The sequence below is a fragment of the Leclercia barmai genome (assembly GCF_049312895.1).
Lineage (GTDB): Bacteria > Pseudomonadota > Gammaproteobacteria > Enterobacterales > Enterobacteriaceae > Enterobacter > Enterobacter barmai.
Genome location: NZ_JBMNWZ010000001.1, coordinates 1,731,004 through 1,755,674, shown reverse-complemented (window position 1 = coordinate 1,755,674; position 24,671 = coordinate 1,731,004). Strand labels below are relative to the sequence as shown.

At 59.0% G+C, this 24,671-nt stretch carries 21 protein-coding genes; 12 read left to right on the top strand and 9 right to left on the bottom strand.

The genetic code is table 11. The annotated features are described in order from the left end of the window. Positions 1 to 85 precede the first annotated feature (85 nt). Positions 86 to 502 (top strand): GFA family protein, encoded by a 417-nt coding sequence (locus ACOYA6_RS08240; RefSeq protein ID WP_138369153.1) that lies wholly within the window; start codon positions 86 to 88, stop codon positions 500 to 502. 19 nt (positions 503 to 521) lie between these two features. Here ACOYA6_RS08240 and ACOYA6_RS08235 read toward each other — a convergent pair whose 3' ends face one another. The 3 genes from ACOYA6_RS08235 to nifJ all read right to left on the bottom strand — a co-directional run bounded on the left by ACOYA6_RS08235 (position 522) and on the right by nifJ (position 5,968). Beyond that, a complete protein-coding gene (locus tag ACOYA6_RS08235; RefSeq protein WP_039028499.1) occupies positions 522 to 734 on the bottom strand; it encodes a KTSC domain-containing protein in 213 nt (70 codons plus the stop codon). 197 nt (positions 735 to 931) lie between these two features. Then, on the bottom strand, positions 932 to 2,041 hold the full coding sequence (gene ompC, locus ACOYA6_RS08230) for a porin OmpC (RefSeq protein ID WP_039028500.1): 1,110 nt from the start codon (positions 2,039 to 2,041) through the stop codon (positions 932 to 934). A gap of 402 nt (positions 2,042 to 2,443) precedes the next feature. After that, positions 2,444 to 5,968 (bottom strand): pyruvate:ferredoxin (flavodoxin) oxidoreductase, encoded by a 3,525-nt coding sequence (gene nifJ / locus ACOYA6_RS08225; RefSeq protein WP_422654480.1) that lies wholly within the window; start codon positions 5,966 to 5,968, stop codon positions 2,444 to 2,446. 268 nt (positions 5,969 to 6,236) lie between these two features. Here nifJ and ACOYA6_RS08220 point away from each other — a divergent pair, with 268 nt between their 5' ends. Further along, positions 6,237 to 6,503: a putative hemolysin gene (locus ACOYA6_RS08220; RefSeq protein ID WP_039028502.1), complete on the top strand. Its 267-nt coding sequence runs from the start codon at positions 6,237 to 6,239 to the stop codon at positions 6,501 to 6,503. Here the strand turns inward: ACOYA6_RS08220 and hslJ are convergent, their stop codons facing one another. Together hslJ and ACOYA6_RS08210 are read right to left on the bottom strand one after the other, a co-directional pair. Then, the gene (gene hslJ / locus ACOYA6_RS08215; protein WP_039028503.1) at positions 6,504 to 6,917 is read right to left on the bottom strand and encodes a heat shock protein HslJ; all 414 of its coding nucleotides are present in this window, start codon (positions 6,915 to 6,917) and stop codon (positions 6,504 to 6,506) included. Positions 6,918 to 7,182: 265 nt separating this feature from the next. Continuing rightward, on the bottom strand, positions 7,183 to 8,172 hold the full coding sequence (locus tag ACOYA6_RS08210) for a 2-hydroxyacid dehydrogenase (RefSeq protein ID WP_039028504.1): 990 nt from the start codon (positions 8,170 to 8,172) through the stop codon (positions 7,183 to 7,185). A gap of 209 nt (positions 8,173 to 8,381) precedes the next feature. Between ACOYA6_RS08210 and ACOYA6_RS08205 the strand changes: the two genes are divergently transcribed. From ACOYA6_RS08205 to ACOYA6_RS08195, 3 genes are read left to right on the top strand one after another with little or no spacing between them, the layout of a single operon-like run. After that, a complete protein-coding gene (locus tag ACOYA6_RS08205) occupies positions 8,382 to 11,021 on the top strand; it encodes a YdbH family protein (protein WP_422654479.1) in 2,640 nt (879 codons plus the stop codon). Beyond that, on the top strand, positions 11,018 to 11,209 hold the full coding sequence (locus ACOYA6_RS08200) for a YnbE family lipoprotein (protein ID WP_039028506.1): 192 nt from the start codon (positions 11,018 to 11,020) through the stop codon (positions 11,207 to 11,209). Before ACOYA6_RS08205 ends, ACOYA6_RS08200 begins: the two co-directional genes overlap by 4 nt. A gap of 7 nt (positions 11,210 to 11,216) precedes the next feature. After that, a complete protein-coding gene (locus tag ACOYA6_RS08195) occupies positions 11,217 to 11,537 on the top strand; it encodes a YdbL family probable chaperone protein (protein WP_039028507.1) in 321 nt (106 codons plus the stop codon). Here ACOYA6_RS08195 and feaR read toward each other — a convergent pair whose 3' ends face one another. Then, on the bottom strand, positions 11,538 to 12,443 hold the full coding sequence (gene feaR, locus ACOYA6_RS08190) for a transcriptional regulator FeaR (protein ID WP_138369149.1): 906 nt from the start codon (positions 12,441 to 12,443) through the stop codon (positions 11,538 to 11,540). A 235-nt stretch (positions 12,444 to 12,678) separates the two neighbouring features. Between feaR and ACOYA6_RS08185 the strand changes: the two genes are divergently transcribed. Beyond that, positions 12,679 to 14,178, top strand: coding sequence for an aldehyde dehydrogenase family protein (locus ACOYA6_RS08185; protein WP_422654478.1), 1,500 nt, complete (start codon positions 12,679 to 12,681; stop codon positions 14,176 to 14,178). A 166-nt stretch (positions 14,179 to 14,344) separates the two neighbouring features. On the opposite strand, the gene ACOYA6_RS08180 is transcribed toward ACOYA6_RS08185, so the two are convergent. The 3 genes from ACOYA6_RS08180 to paaZ all read right to left on the bottom strand — a co-directional run bounded on the left by ACOYA6_RS08180 (position 14,345) and on the right by paaZ (position 20,051). Next, entirely contained in the window at positions 14,345 to 15,394 is a 1,050-nt protein-coding gene (locus tag ACOYA6_RS08180; RefSeq protein WP_422654477.1) for a GGDEF domain-containing protein, read from the bottom strand. Between the two features lie 167 nt (positions 15,395 to 15,561). After that, complete coding sequence (gene tynA / locus ACOYA6_RS08175) at positions 15,562 to 17,829, bottom strand: primary-amine oxidase (RefSeq protein WP_422654476.1); 2,268 nt, start codon at positions 17,827 to 17,829, stop codon at positions 15,562 to 15,564. Positions 17,830 to 18,005: 176 nt separating this feature from the next. After that, positions 18,006 to 20,051: a phenylacetic acid degradation bifunctional protein PaaZ gene (gene paaZ, locus ACOYA6_RS08170; RefSeq protein WP_422654475.1), complete on the bottom strand. Its 2,046-nt coding sequence runs from the start codon at positions 20,049 to 20,051 to the stop codon at positions 18,006 to 18,008. Between the two features lie 282 nt (positions 20,052 to 20,333). On the opposite strand from paaZ, the gene paaA reads away from it, so the two are divergent. From paaA to paaF, 6 genes are read left to right on the top strand one after another with little or no spacing between them, the layout of a single operon-like run. After that, a complete protein-coding gene (paaA, locus tag ACOYA6_RS08165; RefSeq protein ID WP_039028513.1) occupies positions 20,334 to 21,263 on the top strand; it encodes a 1,2-phenylacetyl-CoA epoxidase subunit PaaA in 930 nt (309 codons plus the stop codon). A gap of 11 nt (positions 21,264 to 21,274) precedes the next feature. Then, positions 21,275 to 21,562 (top strand): 1,2-phenylacetyl-CoA epoxidase subunit PaaB, encoded by a 288-nt coding sequence (gene paaB, locus ACOYA6_RS08160; RefSeq protein WP_032611057.1) that lies wholly within the window; start codon positions 21,275 to 21,277, stop codon positions 21,560 to 21,562. A 7-nt stretch (positions 21,563 to 21,569) separates the two neighbouring features. Next, positions 21,570 to 22,316 (top strand): 1,2-phenylacetyl-CoA epoxidase subunit PaaC, encoded by a 747-nt coding sequence (paaC, locus tag ACOYA6_RS08155; protein ID WP_039028514.1) that lies wholly within the window; start codon positions 21,570 to 21,572, stop codon positions 22,314 to 22,316. 14 nt (positions 22,317 to 22,330) lie between these two features. Next, positions 22,331 to 22,828 (top strand): 1,2-phenylacetyl-CoA epoxidase subunit PaaD, encoded by a 498-nt coding sequence (gene paaD, locus ACOYA6_RS08150; protein WP_039028515.1) that lies wholly within the window; start codon positions 22,331 to 22,333, stop codon positions 22,826 to 22,828. A gap of 7 nt (positions 22,829 to 22,835) precedes the next feature. Then, on the top strand, positions 22,836 to 23,906 hold the full coding sequence (paaE, locus tag ACOYA6_RS08145; protein WP_422654474.1) for a 1,2-phenylacetyl-CoA epoxidase subunit PaaE: 1,071 nt from the start codon (positions 22,836 to 22,838) through the stop codon (positions 23,904 to 23,906). Next, positions 23,903 to 24,670, top strand: a complete 768-nt coding sequence (gene paaF / locus ACOYA6_RS08140; RefSeq protein ID WP_422654473.1) for a 2,3-dehydroadipyl-CoA hydratase PaaF — start codon at positions 23,903 to 23,905, stop codon at positions 24,668 to 24,670. The genes paaE and paaF overlap by 4 nt, the downstream gene beginning before the upstream one ends. The last annotated feature ends 1 nt before the right edge of the window (position 24,671 follow it).

The window sequence follows — 24,671 nt, the reverse complement described above, 5'->3', positions numbered from 1 at the left end:
CGGAGCGTCTGGCGTACACTTAGTCAGTACGCGGCGTGGCGTCACGCCGCCCATGTTGGGCATGCTTACCTGAAAGGAGCCTGCAATGGCGAATACTGTCTCTGCTCAGTGTCACTGCGGCGCGGTCCGCTTTACCGTCGAACTCTCGGACGGGTTCAATACCATCCGGCGCTGTAACTGCTCATTCTGTCGGATGCGCGGGGCGATCGCGGTTTCCGCGCCGTTATCCGGTATCAACATTGTTCAGGGCGAGTCGCTGCTGACCGAGTACCGCTTCAACACTCAGACGGCGGTTCACTATTTCTGTTCTGTTTGTGGGATTTACACTTTCCATCAGCGGCGTTCAAACCCAAATCAGTATGGCGTCAACGTCGCCTGCATTGAGGGCGTGTCGCCGTTTGATTTTCCGGAAGTGCTGGTGATGGAAGGCAGGGTTCACCCCAATGATGGCGGTGGGGGCGTTGCTGGCGTGTTGAGCTATCGCGCCACTCCGGACGAATAAAGACGCAGTTGAGAGGGGCTCAGGCGATTCTTTTCTCTTTGAATTTTCCCTTCACAACGCCATCATAAAATCGACCTTTTGAAACCACGTTCAAAAAGTCGTTAAAAATCCGTACCGGAACCGGCTGATATTGCCAGGCGCTGCGATCCAGAAAACGGACCTCCAGCGTTTCATTGCATTTGTCGTAAGCAATCGAGGCGATGCGCGAAGATTTAACGGTATGATGATTCATAATAGCGAGTCCTTTACAGCCGGGCAGACATGAGATTTATCTTGTATCAGATTGTCCGGTCGGCGCAACTAAAAGTGTGTAAAAGAGGCGAGGATAAAGTCAGGATATTTGAACGGGATGTGGATATGGATAATAAAGAATCAGAATGGTTTAGAAATATAAAGCGTTAGCCCGCGCCGTAACGCGGGCTAATTTCATCAGAACTGGTAAACCAGACCCAGGGCTACGATGTCATCGGTGCCGATGCCATTATCTTTGTAGAACTGGTCGTCTTCGTCCAGCAGGTTGATTTTATAATCAACGTAGGTGGACATATTTTTGTTGAAGTAGTAAACCGCACCCACTTCTGCATATTTAACCAGATCCTGATCGCCCTGACCGTTGCCGAGATCTTTACCTTTGGACTGCAGGTAAGAGACAACCGGACGCAGACCTGAATCGAACTGGTACTGCGCAGTCACTTCGAAGTTCTGCGTTTTGTTAGCTACCGCGTGCTCGTTGTCGCCGTACGGGGTCATGTTACGGGTTTCGGAGTACATGGCCGCCAGGTAGATGTTGTTGGCGTCGTATTTCAGACCTGTAGTCCACGCGTCCGCTTTGTCGCCGCCTGCGGTGGTGTTGCTCACCTGGTCGTTGGTACGGTCAGAAGAGGCGTATGCCGCTGCTGCGCTGATGCCCATGCCGAAGTCGTAAGAGGTGGAGATACCGAAGCCATCACCGTTCTCATGGCGCACGTCACGACCGTTGTTGGTGCCTTCGTTACCGTTGCCGGAACCTTCGTTGTTGCCCTGATACTGCAGAGCGAAGTTCAGGCCTTCAACCATGCCGAAGAAATCGCTGTTACGGTAGGTCGCCACGCCGTTGGCGCGACCGGTCATGAAGTTATCGGCATTGGTGTAAGAGTCACCGCCGAACTCTGGCAGCATATCGGTCCAGCCTTCCACGTCGTACAGTACGCCGTAGTTACGGCCGTAATCGAATGAACCGTAGTCGCCAAATTTCAGACCGGCAAACGCCAGACGGGTCCAGGACTGGTTGCCAGAACTTTCGGTGTTATTTGCCTGAACGTTATATTCCCACTGGCCGTAGCCGGTGAGCATATCGTTGATCTGGGTTTCACCTTTAAAGCCGAGACGGACATATGTCTGGTCACCGTCAGCGCTGCTGTTGTCGGAGAAATAATGCAGGCCGTCCACTTTACCGTACAGATCTAATTTATTGCCGTCTTTATTATAAATTTCCGCTGCATGTGCTGCGCCAGCCATTAACAGGGCTGGGATCATCAGAGCCAGTACTTTTCTTTGCATGATGACTAATCCTTATGCTGTTTTTATATTTTGAATATTTTTAAACTTTCCATGGAACTTCCTGCGCTGGAAAGTGGTCTCATGCTAAATCACTCTCTCGCCAGACGATAAAACATAATTGTTACCAGGTGAGTAAAATCTAAAGAAAATACTGCCGGGGAAATAGTCATAATTCTGGTGAATGTATTTAATAAAATCATATGAAATAAAAATTACTTTTTCCCGGTAGAAATCAGTACACTTTCCCCGTTATATGCCTGTAGTAAATTTTTCTGATCAATGAACAAATAAGGTTTAAATAGCTGAACTGTTATTTATTCATAAATGGAAGCGGCCCGCCTGAACATTCTGGCGGGCCTTTTTTATGCGTAAAAAAGCCCGGACATGCCGGGCTTGAACGGGTTATTCGCTGGCCGATTTTTCGGCTTTCCCGGCCATCTGCGCCAGGAAGTCGTAGCGTTTTTGCAGATCGGCGGCGGCGTCTTTCCACAGCTGCTCTGCCACGTCAGGCTGCTGGGCATTGAGCCGACGGAACCGCTGTTCCTGCATCAGCGTTTCTGCCAGCGCATCTGACGGTGGGCGAGAATCCAGCGCCAGCGGCAGTTTGCCCTCATCGGCGCGACGCGGGTCAAAGCGGTACAGCGGCCAGAAGCCCGTCGCGGTCAGCTGGCGCATCTGATCGTGGCTGAGCGCCAGATCGTAGCCATGCTCTTCGCAAGGACTGTAGGCGATGATCAGCGACGGGCCAGGGTAGGCCTCCGCCTCCTGAATCGCTTTCACCGTCTGGTTCAGCTGCGCACCCAGCGAAATCTGAGCCACATAAACATGACCGTACATCATCATGCTGACGCCCAGATCTTTACGCGCCTTGCGTTTGCCGTGTTCGCCAAACTTGGTCACTGCGCCCAGCGGCGTCGCCTTCGATGCCTGACCGCCGGTATTGGAGTAACACTGGGTATCCAGCACCAGAATATTGACGTTCTCGGTAAGGCTCAGAACATGATCCAGGCCGCCAAAGCCGATGTCATACGCCCAGCCGTCGCCGCCAATCAGCCAGATTGACTTCTCGACCAGCGCATCGGCATCGGTTAACAGCTGCTCCGCACCGTCCACCCCGGCCAGCGCCTGGCGCAGCTCGGCCACCTGCTGACGGCGCACGTCCGGCGTCGCCTCGCTGTGCAGGGCGGTGTTCAGCTCCGCCGGGATCTTATCGGCAAACTGTTCCAGCAGACGCATTACCCGCACGCGGTGCTGATCCACCGTCAGGCGGAAGCCCAGCCCAAACTCAGCGTTATCCTCAAACAACGAGTTCGCCCACGCCGGACCACGGCCGTTGGCGTCGGTGGTGTATGGCGTTGACGGCAGGTTGCCGCCGTAAATGGACGAACAGCCGGTAGCGTTGGCGATTAGCATCCGGTCACCGTACAACTGGGTCAGCAGCTTGATGTATGGCGTCTCGCCGCAGCCGGAGCAGGCCCCGGAGTATTCGAACAGCGGGGTGATCAGCTGCGAAGTTCGGATATCGATGCGCTCCAGGCTGTTGCGATCGATCTCCGGCAGATCGAGGAAGAAGTCGTAATTCACTTTCTCCTCTTCCACATGCTCAAGGCGCGACATCATGTTGATGGCCTTGATCTCCGGGTTCTGTCGGTCTTTCGCCGGGCAGACCTCCACGCAAAGGTTACAGCCGGTGCAGTCCTCCGGCGCCACCTGTAGGACGTATTTCTGCCCGCGCATGTCGCGGGATTTTACATCCAGCGAGTGCAGGCTGGCCGGGGCGTTCTCCATCGCCTCCGGTGATACCACTTTGGCGCGAATGGCCGAGTGCGGGCAGGCCGCCACGCAGTGGTTACACTGGGTGCACAGCTCCTCTTTCCAGATCGGGATCGCCTCGGCGATATTGCGTTTTTCCCAACGGGTAGTGCCCATCGGCCAGGTGCCGTCCGGCGGCAGTGCAGAGACGGGCAGGGCATCGCCCAGACCGGCCAGCATCGCGGCGGTCACGGTTTTGACAAAGTCCGGCGCCGCGTCCGACACCACCGGCGGGCGGTTCGGGCTGTGGACATTCACCGGCTGCAGCGGCACTTCCGCCAGCGACTCCCGCGCCAGCGCCAGGGCCTGCCAGTTGCGCTCCACCAGCTCCTGGCCTTTGCTGCTGTAGCTTTTGGCAATCGCGCCCTGGAGCTCGATCAGCGCGCTGTCGCCCGGCAGAATATGGGTCAGATGGAAAAACGCCATCTGCATCACGGTATTAATACGCGCCGCCAGGCCGCATTCGCGGGCGATTCTGGCGGCGTTAACGACATAGAACTTCGCTTTTTTCTGGTTCAGTACCGCCTGCACTTCCTGCGGCAGGCGCGCCCACACCTCGTCGGCGCTGTAGGGCGTATTCAGCAGGAAAATCCCGCCTGGTTTCAGGCGCTCGGCCATCTGGTATTTGTCGATAAACTGCAGCTGGTGGCAGCCGACGAAATCGGCCTGCGATACCAGATACGCCGAGCGGATCGGCTGTTCGCTGACGCGCAGGTGAGAAACCGTCAGCCCACCGGCTTTTTTCGAGTCATAGACGAAATAGCCCTGGGCATACCACGGCGTGGAGTTACCGATGATCTTGATGTTGTTTTTGGTGGCCGACACGCTGCCGTCGCTGCCCAGCCCGTAAAAGAGCGCTTCCAGCTTCGCGGTGGAGGGCAGGGTGTTTTCCGGCAGCGACAGGGACAAATTGGTGACATCGTCATAGATGCCGACGGTAAAGCGCGGCTTCGGCTTCGCGGCGCTCAGCTCGTTAAAGATGGCCAGTACGCATTCGGGGCCAAACTCTTTCGACGACAGGCCATAGCGCCCGCCAATCACCCGCGGCAACGTCTCTCGCTCGCCGCTGTTAAAGGCTTCCGCCAGGGCTGTCATCACGTCCAGATAGAGCGGCTCGGCCTGAGCGCCGGGCTCTTTGGTGCGATCCAGCACCGCTACCGACCGCGCGCTTTCCGGCAGCGCCGCCAGCAGATGTTTTGCCGAGAAGGGACGGTAGAGACGCACCTTCAGCACGCCCACTTTTTCGCCCCGGCGCAGCAGTTCATCCACCACCTCTTCACAGGTGCCAATCGCGGAACCCATGATCACAACGACGCGTTCCGCCTGCGGATGGCCGTAAAACTCAAACGGCTTGTACTCGCGCCCGGTTTCAGCGGCAAAGTCTGCCATCGCCTGGTCCACATGGTCATACACCGCGTCGTACCACGGGTTTGTCGCCTCGCGGGACTGGAAGTAGGTGTCCGGGTTGGCGGAGGTGCCGCGGATCACCGGGTGTTCCGGGTTCAGCGCGCGGGCGCGGTGGGCGTCAATCTCCGCCTGAGGCAGCAGCTTTAAGATCGTGTCATCGGCGATCGACTTGATCTTGTTAATCTCGTGGGAGGTGCGGAAACCGTCGAAGAAATGAATAAACGGCACGCGGCTTTTCAGCGTCGCCATGTGGGAGATCAGCGCCATATCCTGCGCCTCCTGCACGCTGCCGGAGCAGAGCAGGGCGCAACCGGTCTGGCGGACGGCCATCACGTCGGAGTGATCGCCAAAAATCGACAGCGCATGGGTGGCGATGGTGCGGGCCGCGACGTGCAGCACGAATGGGGTGAGTTGTCCCGCGAGCTTATACAGCGTCGGGATCATCAGCAGCAGCCCCTGGGACGAGGTAAACGAGGTGGACAACGCCCCGGTCTGCAGCGCGCCGTGGACGGTGGCAATCGCCCCGGCCTCCGACTGCATTTCCACCACGCGAGGCGTATCACCCCAGACGTTTTTCAGCCCGTTCCCGGCCCAGGCGTCGGCCTGTTCCGCCATGGTTGAGCTGGGTGTAATGGGGTAGATGGCGATCACTTCACTGGTGCGAAACGCGACGGACGCGACTGCGCCATTACCGTCAATAGTTTGCATATGACACCCTTACATTGCGCAAAGAAAAGAGGGACCCGTGACGCTTCGACGGGGCCTGTAGTTATCTTTTAAGTTTAGCAAAGGGGCGCTGAAACGATTTTCGCTTTTGTGTCCTGCTCATTAACGCCATCAATGGTTTGATCAAACTTTTGCCTGAAATTAATCTGCAATTGTTTTCACAGCGCATAAAACCGCGCTTCGACTCTCGACGGCAGGGCGTGGGGTGCCTATTATGCATAGGTTTTGCAATTCAACGAGGGGAGAGATTATGCGCGCAGCATTTTGGGTTGGGTGTGCCGCTTTGTTACTGTCGGCCTGTAGCAATGAACCTGTTCAGCAGGCAACCGCCGCGCACGTCGCGCCGGGGATGAGGGCGGCCATGTCCAGTTCAGGAGAGGCCAATTGCGCCATGATTGGCGGCTCGCTGTCCGTTGCGCGTCAGCTGGATGGTTCTGCCATCGGCATGTGTGCGCTGCCTAACGGCAAACGCTGCAGTGAACAGTCGCTTGCCGTAGGTTCGTGCGGAAGTTACTGATTACTCTGCGCGTTTAAACACCAGCGTCGACTCGGCCGTCGCCAGGGTTAACACATCTTCCGTCAGATCGACCTGCGTACCGCTGCGCAGCATCGTTCCAATGGCGTGATCCAGCTCGTTAAGCTGAGGCTCGGTACACAGTTTACGCGTCATGGCGAGTTCCTTAACCTTAAGCTCGCCATCAGACAGCTTGCCCTGGCCGCTGAAGCGGTTGCACATCACCCCTGATACCGCCATTTTTTCGCCAAACGTGATTTCCGGCGGCGTGGCGACCGGGGCTATGGCGGTGCCGTTGATGCTTTGCAGCACGAAGCGGTGCTGCTGGAGTTGTTCTTCCTGTACAGAGGCTTTCCCTGGATTGACACAGCCTGTCAGCGCCATGCTGAGGAGTGTTACTGCGACGAGCGTTTTCATCTTTCTTCTCGGTATATTCACTGCGTAAATAGCTAATGGATAGTGTATTGCGGTGGATGGGAATGTCTTGCGGGTTAATCTGAAATGTCCGGGGGATTGGGTTTTGGGTTTTGTAGGCCCGTGCAAGCGTAGCGCCGCCGGGCGGGGTTTATTCCCTCTCCCCTTTGGGGAGAGGGTTAGGGTGAGGGGAACATACCGCACTGAGGGTAGTTCCGTTCACTTCAAGAGCAGTGACCCTACATCCTTGTAGGGCACGCCCTAAAATTTAAAACAACGCGTTCGGACTCTTCTCGCCTTTCTCCAGCTGGCTCAGGTTGCCCAGCGTGGTTTCTGAAATGCTGATCAGCGCCTCAGCGGTCAGGAACGCCTGGTGGCCGGTGAACAGCACGTTGTGACAGGCGGACAGGCGGCGGAACACGTCATCCTGAATAACGTCGTTAGACTTATCTTCAAAGAACAGATCGCGTTCGTTCTCGTACACGTCCATCCCCAGCGCGCCGATTTTTTGGGTTTTCAGGGCTTCGATAGCGGCCTGAGAATCAACAAGACCACCGCGGCTGGTGTTGACGATCATCACACCATCTTTCATCTGGTCGAAGGCGCTCTGGTTCAGCAGATGGTAGTTGTCGGCGGTCAGCGGGCAGTGCAGGGAGATCACGTCGGATTCCGCATACAGGGTCGGCAGGTCGACATACTCCACGCCCAGTTCCAGCGCGGCTGCGCTTGGGTACGGGTCAAACGCCAGCAGACGCATACCAAATCCTTTCAGGATCCGCAGTGCCGCCACGCCGATTTTACCGGTGCCGATCACCCCGGCAGTTTTGCCGTACATGGTAAACCCGGTCAGACCTTCCAGAGAGAAGTTCGCGTCACGGGTGCGTTGATACGCGCGGTGAATACGGCGGTTTAAGGACATCATCAGGCCGATAGCATGTTCCGCCACCGCTTCCGGCGAATAGGCCGGAACGCGCACCACCTGCAGACCCAGCTCTTTCGCCGCATCCAGATCCACGTTGTTGAAGCCCGCGCAGCGCAGAGCGATGTACTTCACACCCTGTTTTTTCAGCTCTTCCAGCACTGGACGACTGCCGTCATCGTTAACGAAAATACAGACTGCATCAAAACCATGTGCGGTTTTGGCGGTTTTTTCGTTAAGCAGAAAGTCGAAAAATTCAAGTTCGAAGCCATACTCCTCGTTAACATGCTGCAGATACTTTTTGTCGTATTGCTTTGTACTGTATACAGCGAGTTTCATAAGACTTTCTCCAGTGAGTTTTCAATTACGTTAGCATGATTAAAATAATCTTACAATTTATAAAATATTATTGAATTCAATAAGTTCTCTGAATAATTATGTAGCAACTATCCTTAAAAATGGCGTTCGCTTCAACTGGCGGGCTAAACATGCCACAATATTCGGCACTGTCGGCTAATTTTTTCGCTAAATCAGGATATTAACTGCCCATGAGGGGTACATACAAAGCCGCGATCGCACTACTACTGCTCATCATTCTTTTGCCGTTGACGCTGCTGCTGACCCTTGCGCAGTGGGTGCCAACGCTCGCCGGGATCTGGCTGCCCGCCGGGACCCGCATCGCCTTTGAGAAAAGCCCGCGCTTAACCCGCAACGCGCTGGTGATCTCCGATCTGCGCTATCTGGTGGATGACTGCGAAATTGCCCGCGTCGAAGATGCCACCCTCAGCCACCCCAGCCGCTGGAAAATCAATATCGGCGCGCTGGATCTCAACAGCGCCTGCCTGAGTAAAATCCCCGCCAGCGAGCCTTCGCCCGCCGCACCGCGTACCCTGGCCGAATGGCAATCCCTGCTGCCCAACACCTGGCTGACCATCGACCGTCTGACGCTCTCCCCCTGGCAGGCGTGGGAGGGGAAACTCACCGCCTCGCTGACGCCGTCGCTGCAGGAAATTGTCTACCACGGCGATAAGTTTAGCCTGCGGGGAAAACTACGCGGGCGTTCCCTGACCGTCACCGACGTCACGCTTCATCTCCCCGATAATCCCCAGCCGGTAAAACTGGTGGGGGAATTTACCCTGCCGCTGGTGCCGGATGGCCTGCCGGTGCAGGGGCATACGGTGGCGACCTTCTCGGTGCCGCAGATCCCAACGCTTGTGGATGGCGAACTGACGTGGCAGGACAATCAGGGCCAGCTGGTGATGATTGCCCGGGAGAGCGGCGAGCCGCTGCTGGATCTTCCCTGGCAGATCACCCCGGAACAGCTCACCATCAGTGACGGGCGCTGGCGCTGGGATCAGGCCGGCATTCCGCTCAGCGGACGGCTGGGGCTTAAGATCGATAACTGGCAGCAGGGGACGGAGAACGCCGCGATCAGCGGACGGATGAACGTGCTCACCCAGGGCGACGCCGGGAAAGGTAACGCGGTGCTGACCTTTGGTCCCGGCAAGCTGAGCATGGATAACAGCAACATGCCGATGCAGCTTACGGGCATTGCCAAACAGAACGACCTGACGCTCTACGCGAAGCTGCCCGCCACGCTGACCGGCAGTCTCGCCGATCCCCGGCTGGCGTTTGCGCCGGGGGCGCTGCTGCGCTCGCGGGGGCGGATTATCGACTCCCTGAATATCGACGAGGTTCGCTGGCCGCTGGCTGGCGTGGCGCTCACCCGTAAAGGCATCGACGGGCGTCTTCAGGCCATTTTGCGCGCCCATGAGCAGGAGATGGGAGATTTCACCCTCCATCTCGACGGTCGGGCCAGCGACTTCCTGCCGGACAACGGCCTGTGGCAATGGCGCTACTGGGGCGAGGGTAATTTCACGCCGATGCAGGCCCGCTGGGACGTGGCGGGCAGGGGCGAGTGGCGCGACAGCGTGATTGAGCTCAGCGAGCTTTCCACCGGTTTCGACCAGCTAAAGTACGGCACAATGCATGCCAGCGCGCCACGCATGGTGCTGGATAGCCCGATCCGCTGGCAGCGAGATCCGGCGAAGCCGCACTTCAGCGGCGCGTTGTCCTTCGATGCCGGAGAAACCACCTTCACCGGCGGCAGCGTATTACCGCCTTCGACCATCAAATTCAGCGTCGACGGCAGCGATCCGACGTTTTTCAACTACAAAGGCGCCCTCAATGCCCGGGCCATCGGCCCGGTACAGCTGAACGGGCGCTGGGACGGGGAGCGCCTGCGCGGTCAGGCGTGGTGGCCAAAACAGTCCTTAACCGTCTTCCAGCCGCTGATCCCACCGGACTGGAAGATGACCCTCAAGGACGGCGAGCTTTATGCCCAGGTGGCTTATTCTGCGGCGGCGGATCAGGGCTTTGAGGCCGGTGGTCACGGGGTGCTGAAAAGCGGCAGCGTCTGGATGCCGGACAACAAAATCAACGGCGTCGATTTTGTCCTGCCGTTCCGCTTCGGCCAGGGCACCTGGTCCTTGGGTGCCCACGGCCCGGTGACGCTGCGCATTGGCGAAGTGATAAACCAGGTCACCGCCCGCAATATCACTGCGGATCTGCAGGGCGATTACCCCTGGAGCGACCCGAACCCGCTGCTGCTCAGCAACGTCAGCGTCGATATGCTGGGCGGCAAAGTGGCCCTGCAGCAGCTGCGCATGCCCCAGCACGATGCGGCGCTTCTGCGGGTGCAGAACATCTCCTCCAGCGAACTGATTAGCGCGATTAATCCCAAACAGTTTGCCCTCTCCGGGCCGTTCAGCGGGGCGCTGCCCTTATGGCTGGACAACGACAGGTGGATCATCAAAGATGGCTGGCTGACCAACGCTGGCCCCATGACCCTGCGTCTCGATAAAGACACCGCCGATGCGCTGGTCAAAGAGAACGGGGCGGCGGGGGGCGCGATTAACTGGCTTCGCTATATGGAAATTTCGCAGTCGTGGACGAAACTCAATTTAGATAATCTGGGTGAATTAACCCTCGCCTCGACCCTGCGTGGCGCCAGCCGCGTCGAGGGCCAGACGCAGGCCGTTAATCTCAACTACACCCATCAGGAGAACGTGTTTACCCTCTGGCGCAGCCTGCGTTTTGGCGACAAGCTGCAGACGTGGCTGGAGGAGCACACAGCACTACCGGATAACCGCTGTCCGACAGGCAAGGAATGTAAGGAACAACCATGAAAAAGCTGGCCGGTGGCTTCACCGCGATTGTGATTTTGACGCTCACAGGCTGCACGCCGAGGATTGAAGTGGCGGCGTCGAAGGAGCCGATCACCATCAACATGAACGTCAAAATTGAACATGAAATCCACATCAAAGTGGATAAAGACGTGGAATCGCTGCTGAAATCGCGCAGCGATCTGTTCTGAGGCCGCCATGAGAAAACGCATTGCGCTGATTGTGCTAACCCTGTTGCTCAGCGCGCCCGCGCTGGCGCTGACCCTCAATGAGGCCCGCACCGAGGGGCGCGTCGGGGAGACGCTGAGCGGGTATATTGCCCCGCGCAGTCACGACAGAGAAACCCTGGCGCTGGTTGAGCAGATCAACAAGGCGCGCACCGACAGCTATCAGAAACTGGCGGACAGCAATAACATACCGGTGGATGAAGTGGCGAAAATGGCCGGGACAAAACTGGTCCAACGCGCCCGCCCCGGCGAGTACGTCCAGGGGATCAACGGCAAGTGGATGCAGAAGTGATCAGCGGTGGCGTTTGCGGTATTCGCCTGGCGAAATCCCAAAGCGCTGCTTAAACGCCGTTGAGAAGTGGCTATGGTCTGTAAAACCCCAGCTGTAGCCAATCCCCGCCAGTTTTTCGTCGTCGCGGGCACCGCGCAGCATCTGCGCGCACAGATCCAGACGGCGATTTTTAATGTACTGCGCCACCACCAGCCCTTTCTCGGCAAACATCCGGTAGAGGCTGCGTACCGACATCCCGCATTCCGCCGCAATCCACTCCGGGCGCAGGTGTTCAGCCTGAATATGGTCGTCGATCAGGGTCAGGACCTGAGTAAACTGACGCTCCTTGCGCGGCTGCACGGTTTCACGCTGCTGCAATACCGGGCGCAGCAGGCAGACCATCGCCTCCAGCGCGGCTTCGCTTTCGGTCTCGCTCAGTGCCGGGTTGTTCATGCTGTCCTGCAGCAGACGGTAGCTGAGCTGCACGGTAGGCAGGCTGCGGGAGAGTTTCTGCGCGCAGCTCACCTCCTGAAAACGGAAGTGCTGCTCCAGGATCTGGCGCGGCAGCAGGAGTGAGATCTGACGGGATTTCTCCGGCCAGTAGATCGAGCAGGGGCGGGAGGCGTCGATCAGGGTGATATCCCCCGCGTTCAGCACAATCTGCCGATCGTCCTGCTCCAGCCCGGCTTCACCTTCCAGCTGAAACACGGTGTAGAACCAGGCATCGTTGCTGGTTTTTATCTCCTGGCGGGTACGAAACAGATTCACGCCGCCAGCAGTAACGGTGCTGAGCTTCAGGTTGCCGGTCCAGGTCGATTCCAGCTCACCGTAAAACTCGCCGCTCATTGGCCGGGCCGCAAAACTCCCGCAAACCTGGTTTATCTGCGCCAGCCACTGCTGATAATTGTCCGTTTCGTTTGCACGCATGTGTTACCCGCTACGTCGTGAATGTTTAAACATTGTTGCATTTATGTTTCTAATTGCCCGTGACAGGGGGCGAAATCCTGCAAAAAATCCGGCGGAGGAAGAGAGCGAAACGGCAGTATTGTCGCGTTTTGCGGAGCCTGTCACAGCCGACAAAGCGAATGTCACACAGATAAAAGCGCATTGCCGAAACCCATCATAGACTGCGATGACACCCTGCGAATAATAAGGAATCGCTATGTCTGATACACAGGTCGCAGTACTGCACAGCGTGCAGCAATTTCTGGATCGCCAGCACGGTCTCTGGATTGAGGGACAATCGTCCGCCTCCGACAGCGAAAAGCGTCTGGATATCTATAACCCGGCAACCGGGCAGGTGATTGCCTCCACGGCCGATGCCAGCGCGCAGGATGTCGACCGGGCGGTGATGTCCGGCTGGCGCGCCTTCGTGGCCCGCAGTTGGTGTGGCAAACTGCCCGCTGAGCGTGAACGTATTCTGCTGCGCTTCGCCGATCTGGTGGAGCAGCACACCGAGGAGCTGGCCCAGCTTGAAACCCTCGAGCAGGGCAAATCCATTAACATCTCCCGCGCATTTGAAGTAGGCTGCACCCTGAACTGGATGCGCTACACCGCCGGGCTGACGACAAAAATTTCCGGTAAGACGCTGGATCTCTCCATTCCGATGCCGCAGGGCGCCCGCTACCAGGCCTGGACCCGCAAAGAGCCGATTGGCGTGGTAGCCGGGATCGTGCCGTGGAACTTCCCGCTGTTGATCGGCATGTGGAAGGTGATGCCTGCCCTGGCGGCAGGTTGCTCTATCGTGATCAAACCGTCCGAAACCACGCCGCTGACCCTGTTGCGCGTGGCGGAACTGGCAAGTGAAGCCGGGATCCCGGACGGCGTCTTTAACGTGGTCACCGGCAGCGGTGCGGTGTGTGGCGCGGCGCTGACTAACCATCCGCATATCGCCAAAGTGAGCTTTACCGGCTCGACCGCCACCGGGAAACAGATTGCGCGCTCCGCCGCCGACCGCCTGATGGGCGTAACCCTGGAGCTGGGCGGTAAAAACCCGGCCATCGTGCTGAAGGATGCCGATCCGTCCTGGGTGATCGAAGGGCTGATGACCGGCAGCTTCCTCAACCAGGGCCAGGTATGCGCCGCCAGCTCGCGTATTTACATCGAAGCGCCGCTGTTTGATACCGTGGTGAGCGGTTTTGAGCAGGCGGTGAAATCCCTGAGCGTCGGGCCGGGGATGTCCCAGGATACGCACATCAACCCGCTGGTTTCCCGCGCCCACTGTGACAAGGTGCAGACCTTCCTCGACGAGGCCCAGTCGCGTCAGGCGGAGCTGATTACCGGTAATCGTGGTCCCAACGACCAGGGTTACTATGTCTCGCCAACGCTGGTGGTGAACCCGGACGCCAGCCTGCGCCTGACCCGCGAAGAGGTGTTTGGCCCGGTGGTGAACCTGGTGCGCGTCGCCGACGGCGAAGAGGCATTACGCCTGGCGAACGATACCGAATACGGTCTGACCGCCAGCGTCTGGACGCAAAACATCAGCAAAGCGCTGGAGTACACCGACCGCCTGCAGGCCGGCACAGTGTGGGTGAACAGCCATACCCTGATCGACGCCAACCTGCCGTTCGGCGGCATGAAGCAGTCCGGCACCGGGCGTGATTTCGGCCCTGACTGGCTGGACGGCTGGTGTGAAACCAAATCGGTGTGCGTAAGGTACTAACGTCCGGCGGCGCTGCGCTTGCACGGGCCTACGACCTTGTGTTCACCCGTAGGTCGGGTAAGGCGCAGCCGCCACCCGACAAAAAACCGCACAGTGCCGTCTGTAGGTCGGGTAAGGCGCAGCCGCCACCCGACACCAAACCGCACCGAACCAAAAATCCGCACCCTTAGCAGGACCAGCGGTTTCGTCCTGCATTTTTCGCCCGGTACAGCGCGGCGTCGGCCTGGGCAATCACCTCGCAGGCCGTTTGACCAACGGTCATCGAAGCGATCCCCATGCTGACCGTGACGCTGTCGCTGACCGTTGAGGCGGCATGCGGAATTGCCGCGGTGCGCAGACTCTCCTGAATGCGCGCTGCCACCCGTTCCGCAACTTTTTCCGTCGCATCAAACAGGATCAGCAGAAACTCCTCGCCACCGTAGCGCGACACCACATCGTCCGGGCTGCGCACCACTTTTTTTAGCGCCAGCGCCACCGCCGCCAGACATTCATCCCCGGCCTGATGCCCGTAAAAATCGTTGTAGCGCTTGAACTGATCCACATCGAGCATGATCAGCGCAAAACCTTTGTCCTGTTCGACGGCGTTTTCCAGCACCGCCTCCATCGCCCGGCGGTTGGCGGTGCCGGTGAGTGGGTCCTGATGCGCCAGAGCGTCCAGGCGGGCAATCAGCGCCTGATTCTGCTGATGGCGCAGCCAGGCCTCGTCAAACCAGCGCAGTAAAATAAACCGTCCGTAGACCAGGATCCCCGTAAAGATAAGCCACACCACCAGAAAGCGCAGACTGACGCCCTGGTTCAGCATCACGCTGGCAACGGGCATAGCGATCCACAGCGGCAGTGCATAGCAGACAAGCCCGACGGGATAAAAATAGAGCGCGGCCAGAGAGGTCATCAGGAGAGTGGTGCAGAGCGGCCAGGCGAACGGCAATTGCAGATGCGCGATAAACCAGACGCTACAGAAGGACCAGATCAGCCCCGCCAGCAGCAACAGCAGACTCAGCCCCCGCTTTTTGCGCCAGACCAGCAGCAGGGAGAGGCTAAACAGGACGATTACCGTCAGCATTAGCAGATCTATCGTCGCGGCACGGGCCGTGCCGACCTCGTAAAGACGGTCGATGTCGCTGAATAGCCAGTTTCGCAACAGAACCAGCAGGGCAAAGGTGATGTTAACCAGCGCCAGCCAGGGAATGCTGATGATTAGCCCGCGTGTGACCATGTCCCTGCGTGAAAAAGGTTCTGTCCGAAGGCTTGAAGATTTTCGACGTAACAATGCTTAACCCAAAAAAAAGCAAAAGATAATACTCACTATAAGCACGATAGGCCGATCGGCAAGTCATTAACGGGCAAAAAAAACCGGGCATTCGCCCGGCCTTTTACACTCACTTACTGCGCCTCTTTCTTCTTACCTAACGACGGCGTCTCGTCGAAGAAGTTCCACGGTTTGAGCAGGGTATGCACCCACTCGGTTGGCATGATCGGCCACTCTTCCGCTCGCGCCACGTGGGTGGTGCCGGTGGTCATCCACACCACGTCATCCTGGTTATTCAGCGACTCGTTATCCTTGCTGAACTGCCCCAGCCCCTGATCTTTGGTGGAGCGGTTCGGGAATTTCCCTTCCGGGTACATCTCGTTTGGATGGTAGCGGGTCACCCACAGCTGTTTATCCATAAAGCTCAGGCGGTGATAGATCCACTCGTCCGGTGCGAATTTCGCGCCGGTGGCTACCGGGTGTGTGCCGCCCGCGTACGGGATGATCTGGTAAGAGACCGGGTTGCCCATGCGGTTCTCTTTGCTGGTGTTGCTCAGCAGACGAATGGTGCCCGGGTCAAATTTCTGCGCCGCCTGCTGCTCGCTGTCGATGTTGTACTGGTTGATCTGCATGGTACTGGTACGCGGGCCGCCAGCGGTGTTCGGCTTCACTTCCGGATCCATCGCCACCAGGGTGTTGTTGGTGCCATCCACGTCCATATCCAGACGGAAGTTGTAGATGTGCTGGTGGGTGGTGCCGACGATGTTGTGGTCGATCAGGGTGCCGTATTTCGTATCGTCTTTGGCGCTCGGATCGTGCATGGTTTTCGCCATCACGCCTTTCACCGCTTCGATACCGGTCGCCCCGGCATCGATGCCGATGGTGCCGTTTTCGTGGAAGATCCAGTCGAAGATGTAGTCGTAGTTCCCCACGGTGCTGATCCAGCGCACCACCAGTTCACGACGCTCGGTGCTGACGTTCGGCTGGTTCATCTCCTGGTGCTTATACTCCGGCCCGGCGTAGCGTTCGAAAATCGCCATTGCACGCGGGATCTCCATCGGCGCACCGGTGTAGTCCGGGATGGTCTGATTCAGCAGCACGGCGTTGGACGGCACATCTTTGCCGCGCACCAGCGGAGAGGTCAGGGTGCCCATGCCGTAGTCGCCGGAATCCAGATACGCCTTGAAGTACCAGCCCACGTCCGGGTCGCCGTAAGGGACGATCATCCCACCCAGCGAACCTTCGTACATCACCTGGCGTTTTTTGCCGTTATCGTTAAAGGTGACGGTGGAGATGATCGGCCCGACGCGGGAATCCAGGCTCAGGTGGAAGTCCCAGTTCTGCCAGTGGATCATATTGCCGGTGATGGTGTAGTTCTTGCCCTCGGGCTCCACGATCTCCAGCGGTTTATGCTCTACCGGCTCGCGGTCGCGGCCATCATAAGGACGGGACTGCATCGGCACCGGCACAATTGCGCCTTCTTCAATTTTGACGATCTTCTTCTCAACCAGGTCGACCACCGCCACCAGGTTTTCAATCGGATGCGCCCAGTAGTTGCCGTCGCCCGTATCCAGGTAGCTCACCACTTTCAGCAGCCTGTCTTCCTGCTTCAGGCCATCTTTACCGTCAAAGAAGCCGACGGTCAGCGGGGTGGCCATCACCTTTTTCGGGTCGTTGATGCCGCGTTTTTTCAGGGCGTCGGCATACTCCTGGCTGGAGGTCACGATGTTCTGCACCGCCATAAAGTCATCCAGCAGCACCATGCCGTGGGCGTCCTTGATCGGCTCCCAGTGCAGGATTTTCTTATCCTTCAGATCCACCAGGGCTTCGATAATAAATTTACCATCCAGCATGGTGATATTGGCCTGACGCGGCGCATCCACCGCCGTGCCGTTCAGCACGAAATCCCACACTTTGGCTTTTTCCGGCTCGGCGAGGGCGATCTGGGTAAAGCGGGTGTTCGGTTTAAAGTCCGGCGAGGCTTTCACAATCTCGACGGCCTGTTTGATCTCATCCGCGGAGAGGGCATTCAGCGGGTGCGGGGTCTTCTCCACCTGGAAGGTCTGGTCAAGACCGGACTGGAACACATCGTTGACAAAGGTATCGGAGATCCAGGCCTTGTTTTCTTTCATCACCACCGGCACCTGCAGGGTGAGCGGCTTGCCGTTGACGATGGCGGTCGTTGCGCCCGGCTTCACTTTGATGAAGGCTCCGTCTTTGCTGATGGTGTACATCTGGGCATAGTCATCCCACTGCACATCCGCGCCAAAGTCGGTCAGGGTTTTATCCATCTCGACCATATGCGCTTCACCACCGTGAGCCAGCACCTGACCGGAAAAGAGATAAGCAACGGCCAACGCCAGCGCCGTTTTACGTGGAGAAAAAATGGAGGAGCTTCCCATGATTAACCTCTGTTGTATGTGTTGTTATCCACTCGGGACCGCTGTTCTGCGCGCGGTTTAGTCATTGCCAACATAGCAATATCGCTGTGCGTAGTGTTTGCCTGCATTTGCCAGATGTTTTGTCAGATGTGCCAGAAGCCGGGTAACGTGCGCGACGTTACCCGGAGGGAGGGGGATCAGGCGTCGAAATCTCCGTGCTGCCGTGAGACGAGGGTCAGGATGGAGTAGAGCGCCACCGGCTGCTGATGCTGATTGAAGATCTCAACCGCCCATTCCACCACGCCGGTCGGTTTCTCTTCCGCCGAGCGCTGTTTCTTCAGCGTCTTGCGCTTGCAGGTCAGACGCACCTGGATGGTGTCGCCCGGCTTCACCGGCTCGATAAAGCGCAGGTTTTCCATACCGTAGTTGGCGATCACCGGCCCGACGCCCGCGTCGACGAACAGCCCCGCCGCGGCGGAGATCAGGAAGTAACCGTGCACCACGCGCTCGCCGAAGATTGACTCCGCCGCACCAATCTTGTCCATGTGGGCGTAGAAATGATCCCCGCTCAGGCAGGCAAAGTTGACGATATCGGTCTCGGTCAGGGTGCGGCGCGGGGTCAGCAGGCTGTCGCCCGGCTGCAGCTCCTCGAAGTATTTGCGGAACGGATGGATTCGATCCTCCTGCACCTGTGCACCGCGCACCCACTGCTGGCTGATGGCGGCCAGCATGCTCGGGCTGCCCTGAATGGCGGTGCGCTGCAGGTAGTGTTTCACCGCCCGCAGGCCGCCCAGCTCTTCGCCGCCACCCGCGCGGCCCGGGCCGCCGTGTACCAACTGCGGCAGCGGCGAGCCGTGGCCGGTGGACTCTTTGGCCGACTCTTCGTTGAGGATCTGGATACGACCGTGGGCGCGGGCGGCCCCGGCGATAAACTGTCGCGCCAGACGCAGATCGGCGGTGACCAGCGTCCCGGCAAGGCTGCCTTCACCGGCGCGGGCCAGGGCCATGGCGTGTTCGCGGGACTGATACGGCATCAGGGTCGCGACCGGGCCGAAGGCTTCGGTGGCGTGAACCGCCGGGGTTTCGTCCGGCTGCGGGCAGAACAGCAGCGTCGGCGGGAAGAAGGCCCCGGCGGCAGTCAGGTCGGCTTTACCGCCCAACAGCGCCTGGCAGCCAGCGGAGACCAGCGCATCCACTTTCTCCTGCACGTCGGCACGCTGATCGGCGTTGACCAGGGCACCCATTTTGATCCCTTCCTGCGCCGGATCGCCAACCGCCACTTTCTCGAGACGGGCGATCAGCGCCTGGCTGACGGCCTCCACCTGCGCCTGCGGCACGATGATGCGGCGGATAGCGGTACATTTCTGCCCGGCTTTGGCGGTCATCTCCCGCACCACTTCGCGGATAAACAGCGCAAACTCCGGCTGCTCCGGGGTGACGTCATCCCCCAGCACGCAGCAGTTCAGGGAGTCGGCTTCCATGGTGAACGGAATGGATTTCGCAACGATGTTCGGGTGCACGCGCAGCGACTGGCCGGTAACGGCAGAGCCGGTAAAGGTCACCACGTCCTGGTGGTCGAGCTGGTCCAGCAGATCCCCCGCGCCGCCGCAGATCAGGCTAATAGCGCCGTCCGGCACCAGGCCGCTGTCGACAATGGCTTTCACCATCGCCTGAGTTACCTGGGCGGTGGCGGTGGCCGGCTTGATTATCGCCGGCATTCCGGCCAGCCAGGTCGGAGCCAGTTTTTCCAGCATCCCCCAGCAGGGGAAGTTAAAGGCGTTGATGTGCACCGCAACGCCCGATTTGGAGGTCAGGACGTGGCGCGCGGCAAATCCGCCCTCTTTTGAGAGCGGGATCAGCTCATCTTCCGGCCACAGGGTATCGTCCGGCAGCTCGCGGCTGCCGAGGCTGGCAAAGGTAAACAGGGTGCCGATCCCGCCTTCGATATCCACCCAGCTGTCGGCGCGGGTCGCCCCGGTCTGTGCCGACAGGGCATAGAACGTCTCTTTCTGACTCAACAGATGTTTAGCCACCGCTTTCAGCATCGCGGCGCGCTCAATAAAGGTCATGGCATGAAGTGATTCGCCGCCTTTCTCGATGGCGTAGCGACGCGCGGCGGCCATGTCCAGCCCTTCGCTGGTAACGGACCAGAGGGATTCGCCGCTGATGGCGTGTTGAATGGTGCGCTCACGGCCCCGGCCAGACTGCCAGGTGCCGGATAAGAAGCTGGCTAACTGCTGCATCTTTCTCTCCAGATGGTTCGTGATTTCACTATAGATAGTTCGTTTGTGAATCATAAAAAGCAAGTTTCTTGTTAATGATTTATTAACATTGTGATCTCGCTATATCTTCTCTACTGAGGCAGGCCTTGCTATGCCTGGGCTTCAGAAATGTCTTGCGAGCCTCATCACAAAACAGACAAAGGGATCTTGGGTTTATCATTAACCTTTGTGTAACTTTTATTAAACAACGTGATTCATTATTGAACACGAATTACTGGCTAAGCGAATCAAAAGGGTGATGACGTGACGGAAGAACAACGCTTTGAGCAGCGCATCGCGCAAGAGACGGCCATCGAGCCCCAGGACTGGATGCCTGACGCGTACCGTAAGACGCTGATCCGCCAGATCGGCCAGCATGCACACTCCGAAATTGTCGGCATGCTGCCGGAAGGTAACTGGATCACCCGCGCCCCGACGCTGCGCCGCAAGGCCATCCTGCTGGCGAAAGTGCAGGACGAAGCCGGGCACGGCCTCTATCTCTACAGCGCGGCGGAAACGCTGGGCTGCGCGCGGGAAGACATCTACCAGAAGATGCTCGACGGCAAGATGAAGTACTCCTCCATCTTTAACTACCCCACCCTGAGCTGGGCGGATATCGGCGTGATCGGCTGGCTGGTGGATGGCGCGGCCATCGTTAACCAGGTGGCGCTGTGCCGTACCTCCTATGGCCCCTATGCCCGGGCGATGGTGAAAATCTGTAAAGAAGAGAGCTTCCACCAGCGTCAGGGCTTTGAAGCCTGCATGGCGCTGGCCCAGGGCAGCGAAGCCCAGCGCCAGATGCTGCAGGACGCTATCAACCGCTTCTGGTGGCCTGCCCTGATGATGTTTGGCCCGAACGACGACAACTCGCCGAACAGCGCCCGCAGCCTGGCCTGGAAGATCAAACGTTTTGGCAACGACGAGCTGCGTCAGCGCTTTGTCGACAACACCGTGCCGCAGGTGGAAATGCTGGGCATGACCGTCCCGGACCCGGATCTGCACTTTGACGCCGAAAGCGGTCACTACCGTTTTGGTGAGATCGACTGGCAGGAGTTCGACGACGTTATCAACGGGCGAGGGGTCTGTAATCACGAACGCCTGGCCGCCAAGAATAAAGCCTGGGAAGAGGGGACGTGGGTGCGCGAAGCCGCACTGGCGCACGCAGAAAAACAACACGCCCGCAAGGTTGCGTAAGGGGAATCAAGATGAGCAAAACATACTGGCCGTTGTACGAAGTTTTTGTCCGCAGCAAACAGGGTTTATCCCACCGTCACGTGGGCAGCCTGCATGCCGCCGATGACCGCATGGCGCTGGAAAACGCCCGCGATGCCTACACCCGCCGCAGCGAAGGCTGCTCCATCTGGGTGGTGAAGGCGAGTGAAATCGTCGCCTCGCAGCCGGAAGAGCGCGGTGAGTTCTTCGATCCGGCGGAAAGCAAGGTCTACCGCCATCCGACGTTCTACACCATCCCTGATGGCATTGAGCACATGTGAGGCAGGGATGAAAACGTTAACGCAATATGTTCTGCGCCTGGGTGATAACGGGCTGGTGCTCTCTCAACGTCTGGGCGCCTGGTGTGGCCATGCCCCGGAACTGGAGATCGACCTCGCGCTGGCCAATATCGGCCTCGACCTGCTGGGTCAGGCGCGCAACTTCTTAACCTACGCCGCCGAGCTTGAAGGGGCGGGGGACGAAGATACGCTGGCGTTCCAGCGCGACGAACGCCAGTTCAGCAACCTGCTGCTGGTGGAACAGCCGAACGGCAACTTCGCCGACACCATCGCCCGGCAGTACTTTATCGACGCCTGGCACGTGGCGCTGTTTACCCGTCTGACCCAGAGCCGCGACGCGCAGCTTGCCGCCATCGCCGCCAAATCCATCAAAGAAGCCCGCTACCACCTGCGCTTCAGCCGCGGCTGGCTGGAGCGTCTGGGCAACGGCACCGAGGTGTCGGGGCAAAAAATGCAGCAGGCGGTGAACGACCTGTGGCGCTTTACCGCCGAACTGTTCGAGGCCGACGAGATTGATCTGGCTCTGGCCGCCGACGGGATTGCCGTCGACCCGCGCAGCCTGCGCGACGAGTGGGAAGCGGAAGTGTTTGCCGGGTTGAACGAGGCGACGCTGAGCGTACCGTCCGAGTCCGCTTACCGTACCGGCGGTCGAAAAGGGCTGCACACCGAACATCTGGGACCGATGCTGGCAGAGATGCAATATCTCCAGCGCGTGTACCCCGGCCAGCAGTGGTAAAGCAGGAGAACACTATGCAACATGCCGTCGAACTCGCACCCGCCGCCGTCCCGCAGATCTGGTCTCTGTTAAGCCAGATCCCGGACCCGGAGATCCCGGTGCTGACCATTACCGATCTGGGCATGGTGCGCAGCGTTACCCCGCAGGGTGAAGGCTGGGCCATCGGCTTTACGCCGACCTATTCCGGCTGTCCGGCCACCGACCATCTGATGGGGGCGATCCGCGACACGCTGACCGCCCACGGCTATGCCCCGGTGCAGATTACCATCCAGCTCGACCCGGCGTGGACTACAGACTGGATGACCCCGGACGCCCGGGAGCGCCTGCGTCAGTACGGCATCAGCCCCCCGGCCGGACACAGCTGCCACGCGCATCTGCCCGCCGAGGTGACCTGTCCGCGCTGCGCCAGCACCCGCACCACGCTTATCAGTGAATTTGGTTCCACGGCCTGCAAAGCGCTGTATCGCTGCGACAGCTGCCGTGAACCCTTCGACTATTTCAAATGTATCTGAGGTCGCCATGACAACGTTTCATTCCTTAACGGTGGCAAAAGTGGAACCCGAAACCCGCGATGCGGTGACCATCACCTTCGCGGTTCCCCAGGCATTACAGGAAGCGTATCGCTTCCGTCCGGGCCAGCATCTGACGCTGAAAGCTCATCTTGCGGGCGAAGAGCTGCGCCGCTGCTACTCCATCTGCCGCAGCGCCCGTACCGGCGAAATCAGCGTGGCGGTGAAAGCCATCGACGGCGGCCGCTTCTCGCGCTATGCCCGGGATGAGATCAAACAGGGAATGGCGCTGGAGGTGATGGTGCCCCAGGGTCATTTTGGCTATCAGCCGCTGGCCGAACGTGAAGGCTGCTATCTGGCGATTGCCGCGGGCTCCGGCATCACCCCGATGCTGGCGATCATTGCCACCACCCTGACCACCGAACCGAACAGCCACTTCACGCTGATCTACGGTAACCGCAGCAGCCAGAGCATGATGTTCCGCCAGGCGCTGGCCGACCTGAAGGACAGCTATCCGACCCGCCTGCAGGTGGTCAACATCTTCAGCCAGGAGACGCTGGACAGCGAGCTGCTGCACGGGCGCATCGACGGTGAAAAACTGCAGGCGCTGGGAAAACACTTAATCGACTTCAGCCAGTTTGACGAAGCCTTTATCTGCGGCCCGGCGGCGATGATGGACGAAGCCGAACAGACGCTGAAAGCGCTGGGCATGCCGGAAAAATCGCTGCATCTCGAGCGCTTCAACACGCCGGGCTCGACCGTCAAGCGTACCCATACGGTGCAGGCCGAAGGGCAGAAAGTGACGGTGCGCCAGGACGGACGCGACCGAGAGATCGTCCTCACCGCCGACGACGAGAGCATTCTCGACGCCGCTCTGCGTCAGGGTGCCGATCTGCCGTACGCCTGTAAGGGCGGGGTCTGCGCCACCTGTAAATGCAAAGTGGTGCGCGGCAAAGTGGATATGGTCACCAACTACAGCCTCGAGCCGGATGAACTGGCGGCGGGCTACGTCCTGAGCTGTCAGGCCCTGCCGCTGACCAGCGACGTGGTGGTGGACTTTGACGCGAAGGGGATGGCATGAGCGACCTGATTGTCGCCCGTCACGGACGGGTGCTGCACCTGACCCTCAATCGCCCGGCGGCCCGCAACGCGCTGAACAATGCCTTGCTGGGCGAACTGGCGACCACTCTCGAAGCCGCCGCGACGGACAGCGAAATCTCGGTGTGCGTGATTGCCGGGAACGAACGCTTCTTCGCCGCCGGGGCCGATCTGAACGAGATGGCGGAAAAAGATCTGCCCGCCACCCTCAACGACATTCGCCCCCAGCTGTGGGCGCGGATAAACGCCTTCAACAAGCCGCTGATCGCCGCCGTGAACGGCTATGCCCTGGGCGCTGGCTGCGAGCTGGCGCTGCTCTGCGATGTGGTCATCGCCGGGGAGAATGCCCGTTTCGGTCTGCCGGAAATTACTTTAGGCATCATGCCTGGCGCAGGCGGCACCCAGCGCCTGATCCGCAGCGTGGGCAAATCCCTTGCCAGCAAAATGGTCCTGACCGGGGAGAGCATCACCGCCCGTCAGGCGCTGGCGGCAGGGCTGGTGAGCGATATTTACCCTGAATCCCTGACCCTTGAATATGCCCTGCAGCAGGCGGCGCTGATGGCGCGCCACTCCCCGCTGGCATTGCAGGCGGCGAAGCAGGCGCTGCGCCAGTCCCAGGAAGTGGCCTTACAGGCCGGGCTGGCCCAGGAGCGTCAGCTGTTTACCCTGCTGGCGGCCACCGACGATCGCCGGGAAGGGATCGACGCCTTTTTGCAAAAACGCACCCCCGAATTTAAAGGACGCTAAC

Bases quoted from the DNA above. Each gene is read 5' to 3' on its own strand.
- tynA (WP_422654476.1), bottom strand. From the start codon at position 17,829: ATGGGAAGCTCCTCCATTTTTTCTCCACGTAAAACGGCGCTGGCGTTG.
- ACOYA6_RS08210 (WP_039028504.1), bottom strand. From the start codon at position 8,172: ATGAAACTCGCTGTATACAGTACAAAGCAATACGACAAAAAGTATCTG.
- ACOYA6_RS08185 (WP_422654478.1), top strand. From the start codon at position 12,679: ATGTCTGATACACAGGTCGCAGTACTGCACAGCGTGCAGCAATTTCTG.
- paaZ (WP_422654475.1), bottom strand. From the start codon at position 20,051: ATGCAGCAGTTAGCCAGCTTCTTATCCGGCACCTGGCAGTCTGGCCGG.
- ACOYA6_RS08195 (WP_039028507.1), top strand. From the start codon at position 11,217: ATGAGAAAACGCATTGCGCTGATTGTGCTAACCCTGTTGCTCAGCGCG.
- feaR (WP_138369149.1), bottom strand. From the start codon at position 12,443: ATGCGTGCAAACGAAACGGACAATTATCAGCAGTGGCTGGCGCAGATA.
- paaF (WP_422654473.1), top strand. From the start codon at position 23,903: ATGAGCGACCTGATTGTCGCCCGTCACGGACGGGTGCTGCACCTGACC.
- paaE (WP_422654474.1), top strand. From the start codon at position 22,836: ATGACAACGTTTCATTCCTTAACGGTGGCAAAAGTGGAACCCGAAACC.
- ACOYA6_RS08205 (WP_422654479.1), top strand. From the start codon at position 8,382: ATGAGGGGTACATACAAAGCCGCGATCGCACTACTACTGCTCATCATT.
- paaB (WP_032611057.1), top strand. From the start codon at position 21,275: ATGAGCAAAACATACTGGCCGTTGTACGAAGTTTTTGTCCGCAGCAAA.
- nifJ (WP_422654480.1), bottom strand. From the start codon at position 5,968: ATGCAAACTATTGACGGTAATGGCGCAGTCGCGTCCGTCGCGTTTCGC.
- ACOYA6_RS08200 (WP_039028506.1), top strand. From the start codon at position 11,018: ATGAAAAAGCTGGCCGGTGGCTTCACCGCGATTGTGATTTTGACGCTC.
- hslJ (WP_039028503.1), bottom strand. From the start codon at position 6,917: ATGAAAACGCTCGTCGCAGTAACACTCCTCAGCATGGCGCTGACAGGC.
- ACOYA6_RS08235 (WP_039028499.1), bottom strand. From the start codon at position 734: ATGAATCATCATACCGTTAAATCTTCGCGCATCGCCTCGATTGCTTAC.
- ACOYA6_RS08240 (WP_138369153.1), top strand. From the start codon at position 86: ATGGCGAATACTGTCTCTGCTCAGTGTCACTGCGGCGCGGTCCGCTTT.
- ompC (WP_039028500.1), bottom strand. From the start codon at position 2,041: ATGCAAAGAAAAGTACTGGCTCTGATGATCCCAGCCCTGTTAATGGCT.
- paaC (WP_039028514.1), top strand. From the start codon at position 21,570: ATGAAAACGTTAACGCAATATGTTCTGCGCCTGGGTGATAACGGGCTG.
- paaD (WP_039028515.1), top strand. From the start codon at position 22,331: ATGCAACATGCCGTCGAACTCGCACCCGCCGCCGTCCCGCAGATCTGG.
- ACOYA6_RS08220 (WP_039028502.1), top strand. From the start codon at position 6,237: ATGCGCGCAGCATTTTGGGTTGGGTGTGCCGCTTTGTTACTGTCGGCC.
- ACOYA6_RS08180 (WP_422654477.1), bottom strand. From the start codon at position 15,394: ATGGTCACACGCGGGCTAATCATCAGCATTCCCTGGCTGGCGCTGGTT.